Genomic DNA, 10,082 nt, shown 5'->3' with positions numbered 1-10,082 from the left:
GCGACATCAGCCTCTTATGGGGTGAAGAACGTAACCACCGCCCTAATCGCAATTCTTGAAATCTTCACACGCCACATCACTGATCTGAGCGAAGGATATATCACCCAAGACGGCGAAGCGATGAAGGGAGTTGGCGCGGTGCCGATTGCCTCTGTGACAGGTGTAAACATCCCTGCCAAGACTGCCGCGCTGCTCAAAAAGATACTCGAACGGACGCGCTCAACGATGCCGAAGGGCAAGACGAACGCTGATGCTTTGCATCAACTCCTTGAACAGATTTCGGATGGACTGAACGTTAAGAGTTAAACATGGCGCGAGGATTGACCAAAGAACGCGAACTTGAGATCGAGAAACGGCGTGCCATTGTCGCAGCCAATGTGCTGGCAGGGCTGAACTACCGCGACATGGCATCGCAGTTGAATGTGTCGCTTGGCACGATTGCAAATGACGTAAAGATCGTAGCCAGGCGATACCGTGAAGAACAGATCAGCGAGTATTCCGACATCGTACAGTTGGAAATCCGCAGGATCGACACCGCGCTTAATGGTATTTGGGAGGGGGTAAAGGCTGGCGACAGGGACTCCATAACCATGTTGGTGATGCTTCAAAACCAGAGAGCGAAATACCTGGCGTTATTTGATCCAGAGTTAGACAGGCTCGGACTGTTGTTCCCGAACTTGAACAATGATCCAGAAAAACAAGTATCCATTGATGAAATCAGGCGCAAGCGGTGGGAAGCCGTTTACCCACAGTTGCAAGAAGTTATAGAAGTGGAGGCACAGGATGTCACAACAAGCAGCGACGTATCAGACTCAGCAGAACAGTCAGTCGACCCAAGAGCAGGCAGTGAACCTGTTGACGGAATACCCACAGATAACGCCTGATGATGTGCGCGAGATTCTAGATGCTCTGATGGTGGTCCGAAACTCGACGGGCTGGGGCAGGATTGAATTTATCATCCTTGCCAGTTCCATCGAGGATACGAATATTCATATCACCAAGAAGCGCCGACCTCCCAAAAAGGCAGAGGCGCAAAAATAGAAAGCGTAAATTATGAGCAAAACAACAGTAATTCAAATCGGAAATACCGACGATAAACTATCCCAGGCTATGTGGGCGCGATTTTTTGAGAGAGTTGATAGCGCCATAAAAAGCAATGCAACTCAAATATTTTTTAGCGGGGCGTCTTACCCAACAGCGGAATGGCAAAATGCTGCATGGGTATTTGAGATAGACGAGGATGCAAGCCTCCGGCTTTATGACGAAATAAAATATTTACGTCAAAGATTTAACCAAGATTCAATTGCGTGGACTGAGGGTAAAACCATCCTGATCAATCAAAAATAGAACGCACGTTTCAAAAATCATGTATAATGCAGTAACAACTTAGATCGCCCGACTGATGTCGTAGAACACGGGGCAGATTCCAGCAATGGAATTTGCCCCGTGTATTTTTTTATCTAGTTAAGGAGATAGGCATGAAAAATTTGAAGAAGTTCCTCACTGTTTTTTTGGCTGTGATCGTGATGGCGTCCGTGTTGGTCGTTCCTGCGTTCGCTCAGGGAGCAACTCCGCCGGCTGAGACCGTGCAAGATGGAATCTCCCAGGTGTTCAAGGCGTTGTTTGAAATGTTGATCGCTGTGTTTGTGATCGGGCTCGGCTCGGAGCGTGGTACTCAGTTGGTCAAGACCTTCTGGAACCTGCTGGCTGACAAATTTGCGCCCGTATTCAGCCTCCGCGATCAAAAGGCTTTTGTACTGGCCGCAGTCGTCGCGTTCTTTGTGACTTTCTATTTCGGGGTCGATATGACACAGTTCCTGAACCTGTTTGACGGGTTTGATCCTGAATTACTCAAGATGGTCAATGCGTTGCTTCTGCTTTTTGCCAGCAACAAGATTCACGGCTCTGCCGCTGGTTGATCGTTGATTGGGGAAGGGTAAGGGTAAAACCTTACCCTTTTTAGCATGACGACTGAAACGATCCTTGCGCTTTTTACTGCTGTTCCGTCATTGCTGGCCGCTATGGCGGCTTTGTACATTACGTTTCGTAAAACTCCGACTGAAGTAAAGAAGACCGATGCTGAATCTCACAAGGCTGACGCCGAGTCTCACAAGGCTGACGCTGAAGCAAATAACTTGCATGCACAGGTAGCTGACAGATGGGCTGAGCACGTTCTTGAGTTGCAAAAAAGAGTCGAAGAACTGACCTTGGATGTTGCACAGGTACGGCGCGAAAACGAAAAGTATCGAATAGAACTCAACGAGCGTGATGAAATCATTGCAGATATGAAGGACTGGGCATCTCGATTGATCCATCAGATCCAAAAACATGCTCCTGAAATCACACCGGAACAGTTTATCCGTCATCGAAGAGTTTCTGACAAAAATATAACGACGCAGGCGGATTAATCCGATGTGGACTCAATCTCCGATAACCTTGTATTCCTGATCGAACACCTCTCTCTCCCTGATGCTGTCGGCGACCCCGATGCGAAATGGAAGAATTTTCAATTATCGCACCTTAACAACCCGTCGCTATTGGCGATTGAATCAAAGAGCCGGCAGGTAGGCTGGTCATGGCTGGCAGCAGCAGAGAGCGTGGCAAGCGCAATCAATAACCCGCGTGTGCCACACATCTTTGTGTCGATCAATCAGGACGAAGCGGGAGAAAAAATCCGCTACGCCAAGGCAGTGATCGAAGCTCTGGATGCAGACATAAGACCAAAACTCAAGACAGATAACCGCTTTGAGTTGGAATTCCACAACGGGTCACGCTTGATCTCTCACCCTTGCCGACCTGTGCGCGGTAAGGCGAAAGCGGTCATCTATCTGGATGAATTCGCACATTATCCGAATGACCGCGAGATCTACCAGTCTGCATTACCCGCCATTTCCAAGGGTGGCAAGATGCGGATCGGGTCCTCACCACTCGGAGCTCGCGGAGTCTTCTGGGAGATCTACACCGAAGCGTTCCGTAAATACCCAGGTTATGTCCGCGGAATGGTTCCGTGGTGGCTTACATCCTCGATGTGCAAAGATGTCCGGTCGGCTACGCTACTTGCACCAACCTTGCCGACAGAGGATAGGGTTTTCCAATTTGGGACACCGCGCCTGATCCAGATCTTCGAAAATATGGTGCTCGAGGATTTTCAGCAGGAATACGAATGTGCCTGGCTTGATGAGGCTGTCTCATGGATTGATTGGGATCTTATCAAGCGCAATCAGGCATTGGCGGCTGATGGCAAGCTCTGGTACCGCAAAGTGCGTGGAGTGGATGCTGCCCTGCAAGCCGTGAACGAAGTTGCACAGATGTGCATAGATGCCCGGATCGAGCCGACCCTTGTTGGCGGAATGGATATTGGACGCAAACATGACACAACGGAGATCATCCTGCTTGGAAAAAACTCGCACCTTGAAAGCCTGCCATACCGTTTGCATGTATCCCTTGACCGCACCGAATTTACCCAGCAGAAAGCAGTTGTACGGAAGGTGCTCGATATGTTGCCTGTGACCAATTTCCTGATCGATGACTCTGGTTTGGGAATGCAACTTGCCGAGGACATTACAGCAGATTATCCACAGGCGCAGGGTGTCACATTTACGAACGAGAAGAAGGAACTTTGGGCAGTTGAAGCGAAACTTCGATGTCAAAAGGCAGAGGCACAAATACCTTTAGAGCGTGATCTTGCATATCAAATCCACAGCATTCGCCGAAAAGTGACGGGAGCAAATTCCAGCACATTCGACACGGAAGCGAACGAGAAACACCATGCCGATATGTTTTGGGCGTGGGCGCTGGCTCTGTGGGCTGGCAAGAGTGGCACGGCACTGACAGTGAAGCGCGGCAAGAACCCGATGAAGAACAATCGCGGATAGACGGAGTAACCAATGTTTGATAGTTTGAAAGAGACACTCTCACACATAAGAAAAGTTCAATTTTTCTTGATGGAAATCATTATGAAAATTCATAAGCGATCCATCCATCACGACGATAGCAAACTCCATGAGCCAGAAAAGGCTGTGTATGACAGGTACACGCCAATGCTGAGGTCATTGACCTATGGCAGTGACGAATACAAATCTACCTTGAAAGATATGGGGGTGGCGTTGGAGCATCACTACGCAGTAAACAGCCATCATCCTGAGCACTACCAAAACGGCATCAACGGAATGAACCTGATCGATCTTATTGAAATGATATCGGATTGGAAGGCTGCCAGCCTCCGACATGCCGACGGGGATATTTTGAAATCCATCAAGATCAACAAAGCTCGGTTTGGTATTTCTGACCAGTTAGAGACAATTCTGATCAACACTATTGTCGAAATGGGCTGGCTGGTGAAGCACGACGGATGATCACATGGCAAATATCCTGCAAAGACTTTGGAGAGCAACTATGAAGGGTTACGCAGCTTTTCAGTCCGCCTATCTTGGGACGGATCAAACCAATCTCGATAACTTCGAAGATTTCGCGGCGCGGAAATTGCGCTACTCCCTGCTGTGGGCGATGAATGAAAATAATGCCTACGACAAACTGAATGCCTGGAGCCAGTTGTACAAAAGCGAATATCAGCTTTATGAGCACATCCGAGGCATATATAACCCGGCTTACAGACTTGGGGAGTTCTGGAAGTCGCACCTTTGGGGCGGGATGCTGGACCCTGGCGCGGGCGACGGTAAAGAGATCAAGAGCGCCCTGCCGATCATCGCAGATAATAAATCTCTTCGTCCTGCCATATCCCAGATTTGGAAGTGGTCGAATTGGCAGGTCAAAAAAGATGTTTTCTCGCTTTGGGGAACAACATTTGGCGACGGCATCATTATTGTCAAGGATATACCTGCAGTTGAAAAAGTGTATATGTCCCTTGTTCATCCTTCGCAGATTGCCGATATTGTCTTGGACGATTGGGGCAATGTAAAGGGATATGTCATCGAAGAAGAACGGCAAGATCCACGCCGGAATGATGGCGCGAAAGTGATGTACCAAGAGGTGGCATATCGAGACGGCGAAAATGTAGTGTACGAAACCTACTTGGATAATGAACTGTACCCGTGGGATGGGGATTCGGCGACATGGGATGTCCCCTACGGTTTTGTTCCGATGGTCTTTGTAAAACACAACGACGTGGGGCTGAATTTTGGCTGGAGTGAGATGCATCCGGACTTGGGCAAATTCCGCGAGATCGACGATCAAGCCTCGAAACTACACGACCAAATTCGCAAGGTGATTGCTGGCGGTTGGCTGATGGCTGGAATGAGTGCGCCGTCAGATGACGAAGAACAGGAAGACCGCGAATCCGAAAACATGATCTGGACCACAAACTCTGAGGCAAAAGCACAATCCCTTGTGAACGACATTGATATTCCGGCTGTGTCATCGAATATCAAGCAGTTGTTGGAGGAATTGGAGCGCGATTACCCCGAACTGAATTCGGATTTGCACAATGTCTCTGGCGACATCAGCGGTCGAGCTCTGCGGATCAATCGTGCGCCAGTGGAAGCCAAGGTGCAGCAGCGCCGACCCAATTACGACAATGCACTTGTCCGCGCACAACAAATGGCGGTTGCTATCGCAGGTTGGAGGCGGTACAAGGGGTTCGAGGGCTTTGACCTGACCAGCTATCAAAGAGGCAATCTTGATCACTCCATAGGTGAAAGACCTGTCTTTGCCAAAGACCCGTTGGATGATACAGAAATACAATCGGCGTTTTGGGCTGCCGCCGCTCAAGCAAAGAGCGCGGGAATGCCTCTTGAGTCGTTCCTCGAAGATAACGGCTGGACTGCCGAAAGGATATCCAAAGTGTCGGCGAAGATCGCGGAGAACCGCAAGAAGCTCATGCAAGAAGCAGATTTTTTTAGTGGCGACCAGAACTCTGAATAGGCTGATCTATGCTCCTTGCTGAAGACCTCGACGCGCTGGTTGATCCCATCGTGGCGCTTTATGAAGAATATACCCAATCTGTTCTTAATGACATTGCGCGTCGGTTGGCAAAAATGCCAATGACAGAAACGGCGACATGGCAGATGCAACGACTCATAGAGTCAGGGCTGGTATATGAAAACGCTCTTGAGGAATTGGCACGGCTGACAGGTAGATCACAGAGAGCACTGCGCGAGGCCTTTGATGCTGCTGGAGTGAAATCACTGGCATTTGACGACAGTATTTATATAAACGCAGGACTCAACCCGTTGCCTATCAATCTCTCACCTGCTATGGCGCAAGTGCTCTCCGCAGGGCTGAGCAAGACTCAAGGTATTGTCACGAACATGACGATGACTACCGCCACAACCGGTCAGACTGCGTTTATTCAGGCGGCAGACCTGGCTTATATGCAGGTAGCAAACGGAGCCATGAGTTATGACCAGGCGATTCGCGCCGCGATCCAACAGGTGGCTCAAGGCGGTCTTACTGTGATCTCCTATCGCGGAAGCGCTGACCAGTTGGATGTAGCAATGCGTCGGGCAGTGTTGACTGGAGTCTCGCAAACCACAGGTGAGATGCAGATTGAGCGCATGAACGAAATGGACGTGGATCTTGTGCAAACATCTGCCCATATTGGGGCGAGACCTGATCACCAGCGATGGCAAGGGACAATCTTTTCGAGGTCTGGACGTGATAAGCGCTATCCCGATTTTGTGGCTGAGACTGGATACGGAACTGGACCGGGTCTGATGGGCTGGAATTGCCGACATTCGTTTTATCCGTTCTTCGATGGCATTTCAAAGAACGCATACAGACAGCGTGAGTTGGACTCATACGCCAGCAAAGTATTAACTTATCAAGGTAAAGAAATAAGCGTTTATGAGGCCACACAAATCCAGCGTGGGATCGAGCGCAAAATTCGTGCTTGGAAACGGCAGGCATACGCGCTTGAGGCTGCAAGTTTAGATAATGCTCGTGAGATAGCCAAGATTCGCGCTTGGCAGGCTCGTATGCGGTCTTTCATCCAACAGACGAAGTTGAATAGGCAGTACGTTCGTGAAGGTGTAAGGATAATGGTATGACAAATCTTGCTTTACTAATTTTTGGTGCGATGACTTTGCAAATGGTGACTAGCCCAACTATCACGCTTGATCCGACAAGTGCTAACTTAATCACTTGGCGCGGTCGGACGTTGGTGGCGGCTCATAACTACCTCGCAGGATCTAATTTTTACGATCTTGCAGAGGGCGATATTGTAGAGGCAGTTTTCACGGATGGGACGAAAAAATATTACGCAGTTTGGGACCGCCACATCGTGACTAATGTTGACGATCCTGTGCATTGGTCAAAAAAATATCATCAGTACACAGGCTGGGACAGGATCACGCTTATTACATGCCATCCCGAAATTGGAGTGACTGACCGTTACATGATCGAGCTTGTACCTGTTGATTTGGATCCGCGTGATTTCGCGCAAATGATGAAGGTGGACGGGAAATAATGTTCCAAAGTGCATTTCTGCCGAATTTTACGAGAAATACATCCAAGCAAATTAACTATTTGTTGGAAGACGATTTCCGCATCGCGACGCCAGTTTTGGCGCCAGCGGTCAATGGCACTTTGGCGACAGATGGCGTAAATGTCAGAACGGTCACGGACACGAATAATAAAATTTCGATATATGGAAATCAATGCAGCTTTCTTTCCGGCTCAGTTGCGAACGTGGATGGTCTATGGTATCCACCGCATGTTCGTGGTGCAGGGAAGGTTTGGGTTTCATCGATCACGATTGGCAGGGTAGCCAATGATCTGAGAATAGGAATTGATGTAAATAACTCCGGTGTAATTCAGGACGGTTTCCGATTCATCTCCTCTGGCAGTTTACGCGCGCTGGATGCTGCTGCGGCAACAAAAGTCGTTGGAACATACGACATAAACACAAAGTACGACCTGGCTATGGTCGAAAGATTATCAGGGTACTTTACCTTTATTCGTGGCGGGGCGTTTACGAACTGGTCGTTTTTGTACCCGTCAGAAACCACTTCAACAGCGACAATTTTTCCGGGCATTTCATCTGCGTCGTCTACATGCGACTGTGCCATTGATTTCATGAAAGTGGCGAATGTCGAATATCTTGTTTCTCCCATCGCTTCCGACAGTTTCAACAGGGCGAATGGCTCCATTGGTAATACGGATGGTCTTGGCGCGTTCGAGTCCGGGGGCGATGGCGTGCAATGGATCAACGAAATAGGCTCATGGAATATCAGCGGTAATGTAGCTTCCGCGGCAACTCTTTCAAGTTCACTGGCTGTTGCCACAGTGAATCTCCAAACACCGAATGTCCATATCGAGGTCGATGCAACACGGTTCGCCGGTGAGATTGGCTTGATTGTGAGATACCTTGATGCGTCCAATTTCATAAAACTGCGCATCAATAGCTCTGCAGTAATCATGGAAAAAGTTATCGGTGGAGTTTCGACATCCGTTTCAACAACTGCTGTGACGTATACCGTTGGAGCAAGGCTTGAGGCCCGGGTGATCGGCAACACCTTTCACATTTACTACAACAATGCGTTCGTGAAGTCGAACACCGTCACAGACGCGAGCCTTCAGTCAGGTACAAAAGTTGGCTTATATGCTAATACGGTTGGGAACACGATTAATAACTTTGTTGCGTGGGACCTTGGTGATACAGGTGTTTACAACTCGCTTGATCAATTTATCTTATGAGGAACTATGAAACTACTTGTATCAAACACACTCACAAATCAGAACATATCCAGCGCGCTGCTAACTCACACCTACACAGCGGACGCCGATCGATCTATATATTTCCGGTTGTTCGCTGACCAGGTTGTCGGCAATGGCTATTACACAGCCTATATCACCATCCAACGTGGAGGCGCTGGGAGCGCGTATCGGGCTGTCCCGATTACGACCGCGAACGTTGCCAGCGGCGTGACGTCCATTGCATTGACGACCGGATCAATTCCCGTGTCGGCTGGCGATGTGCTGCGAGTTTACCTGCAGGGATTGGCAGGGGATACGACCACGCCTGACATCATCACTGAGGTGCATGAGGACAACAGCACGCTCGACACGGTATGGACTCCGGCTAAAGCTGGATACCTGACAGGCGATGCTTTTGACAGGCTTGGTGTGCCGGCAGGCGCTTCCGTCTCAGCGGATATTGCGACCCGCCTGGCAGCGGCAGGTTACACCGCACCTGATAATGCCAGCATTACGGCAATCAAAGCCAAGACGGATGGACTGCCCGCATTTCCAGCTTCTTCAGGTGATGTGACAACGGCTGAGGCGAACATCATCGCTGCTCTGCCGGCTGAACCTGATAATGCAGGTATCACGGCGATCAAATCCAAGACAGACGGGCTGCCGGCATTGCCAGCATCCTTTGGTGATGTGACAACGGCTGAGGCGAATATCATCGCTGCTCTGCCTGCTGCGCCTGACAATTTGAGCATCGCGGCAATCAAGGCCAAAACAGACGGACTGCCGGCATTGCCCGCATCCTCTGGTGATGTGACAACGGCTGAGGCAAACATCATCGCTGCTCTGCCAGTTGCTCCTGATAACGCCAGTATCGCTGCCATCAAAGCCAAGACAGATGGATTGCCTGCCGACCCTGCCGACGAGTCTAATGTCCTTGCGGCGATCTCTGCGATCGTGCTCAATCCGACAATTGCTCTAGCAGTTTCGGAAACTGATGCACTGGCGGTGTCAAGTGGAGAGATATCTATTACATCGTATGCACAACTCAGTCAGAGCATCACGAGCTCAGTCACATCCAACTTGGACACAGCGCAAAAGATATGGTTTGCTCTCAAGGACCACTACCTAGAGGATGACAGCAAGAGTCTTCTGATGATCGAGAAAACTGGAGGATTATCAGTTGCAGCCAAAGATACATATGCCACGACCACAGACGGTAGTTTACAAGTGACTGGTGTAAGCGGCGCGTGGGAAATTTTTATATCCATCAAAGCAGCGGCAACAGCATTACTACATGGATGTGCTGGAGGTGAGAAGCTGGCAGAGGTTAAGGCTTTATTGGCTGATGACTCAATTGTTGTTATTTGGTCCGGTACTGGCGTGGTCAGCCAGGGTGTTATCCATACGATTTCATAGTTAACAGGAGATTG

At 49.4% G+C, this 10,082-nt stretch carries 12 protein-coding genes; all 12 read left to right on the top strand.

Going from position 1 to position 10,082, the window contains the following annotated elements; genetic code table 11:
* Positions 1-21 precede the first annotated feature (21 nt).
* Positions 22-306 carry a hypothetical protein gene (locus tag IPL32_18200; protein ID MBK8467750.1) on the top strand — a complete coding sequence of 95 codons (285 nt, stop codon included), beginning with the start codon at positions 22-24 and terminating at the stop codon, positions 304-306.
* 14 nt (positions 307-320) lie between these two features.
* Positions 321-884, top strand: a complete 564-nt coding sequence (locus IPL32_18195; protein MBK8467749.1) for a hypothetical protein — start codon at positions 321-323, stop codon at positions 882-884.
* A gap of 169 nt (positions 885-1,053) precedes the next feature.
* Positions 1,054-1,347, top strand: a complete 294-nt coding sequence (locus IPL32_18190; GenBank protein ID MBK8467748.1) for a hypothetical protein — start codon at positions 1,054-1,056, stop codon at positions 1,345-1,347.
* A gap of 131 nt (positions 1,348-1,478) precedes the next feature.
* Positions 1,479-1,919 (top strand): hypothetical protein, encoded by a 441-nt coding sequence (locus tag IPL32_18185; GenBank protein MBK8467747.1) that lies wholly within the window; start codon positions 1,479-1,481, stop codon positions 1,917-1,919.
* Positions 1,920-1,964: 45 nt separating this feature from the next.
* Positions 1,965-2,408, top strand: coding sequence for a hypothetical protein (locus IPL32_18180; GenBank protein MBK8467746.1), 444 nt, complete (start codon positions 1,965-1,967; stop codon positions 2,406-2,408).
* Between the two features lie 6 nt (positions 2,409-2,414).
* Positions 2,415-3,875 carry a hypothetical protein gene (locus IPL32_18175; GenBank protein ID MBK8467745.1) on the top strand — a complete coding sequence of 487 codons (1,461 nt, stop codon included), beginning with the start codon at positions 2,415-2,417 and terminating at the stop codon, positions 3,873-3,875.
* Positions 3,876-3,887: 12 nt separating this feature from the next.
* Entirely contained in the window at positions 3,888-4,355 is a 468-nt protein-coding gene (locus IPL32_18170) for a hypothetical protein (protein ID MBK8467744.1), read from the top strand.
* Between the two features lie 40 nt (positions 4,356-4,395).
* Positions 4,396-5,880 carry a hypothetical protein gene (locus IPL32_18165; GenBank protein MBK8467743.1) on the top strand — a complete coding sequence of 495 codons (1,485 nt, stop codon included), beginning with the start codon at positions 4,396-4,398 and terminating at the stop codon, positions 5,878-5,880.
* An 8-nt stretch (positions 5,881-5,888) separates the two neighbouring features.
* Positions 5,889-7,004 carry a phage minor capsid protein gene (locus IPL32_18160; GenBank protein ID MBK8467742.1) on the top strand — a complete coding sequence of 372 codons (1,116 nt, stop codon included), beginning with the start codon at positions 5,889-5,891 and terminating at the stop codon, positions 7,002-7,004.
* Positions 7,001-7,423, top strand: a complete 423-nt coding sequence (locus tag IPL32_18155) for a sortase (protein ID MBK8467741.1) — start codon at positions 7,001-7,003, stop codon at positions 7,421-7,423. The genes IPL32_18160 and IPL32_18155 overlap by 4 nt, the downstream gene beginning before the upstream one ends.
* A complete protein-coding gene (locus tag IPL32_18150; GenBank protein MBK8467740.1) occupies positions 7,423-8,652 on the top strand; it encodes a hypothetical protein in 1,230 nt (409 codons plus the stop codon). Before IPL32_18155 ends, IPL32_18150 begins: the two co-directional genes overlap by 1 nt.
* A 6-nt stretch (positions 8,653-8,658) precedes the next feature.
* Positions 8,659-10,068: a hypothetical protein gene (locus IPL32_18145; protein MBK8467739.1), complete on the top strand. Its 1,410-nt coding sequence runs from the start codon at positions 8,659-8,661 to the stop codon at positions 10,066-10,068.
* Positions 10,069-10,082 lie beyond the last annotated feature (14 nt).

The sequence above is a fragment of the Chloracidobacterium sp. genome (assembly GCA_016711345.1).
Classification (GTDB): Bacteria; Acidobacteriota; Blastocatellia; order Pyrinomonadales; family Pyrinomonadaceae; genus OLB17.
This window is presented reverse-complemented; position numbering and strand designations above follow the sequence as displayed.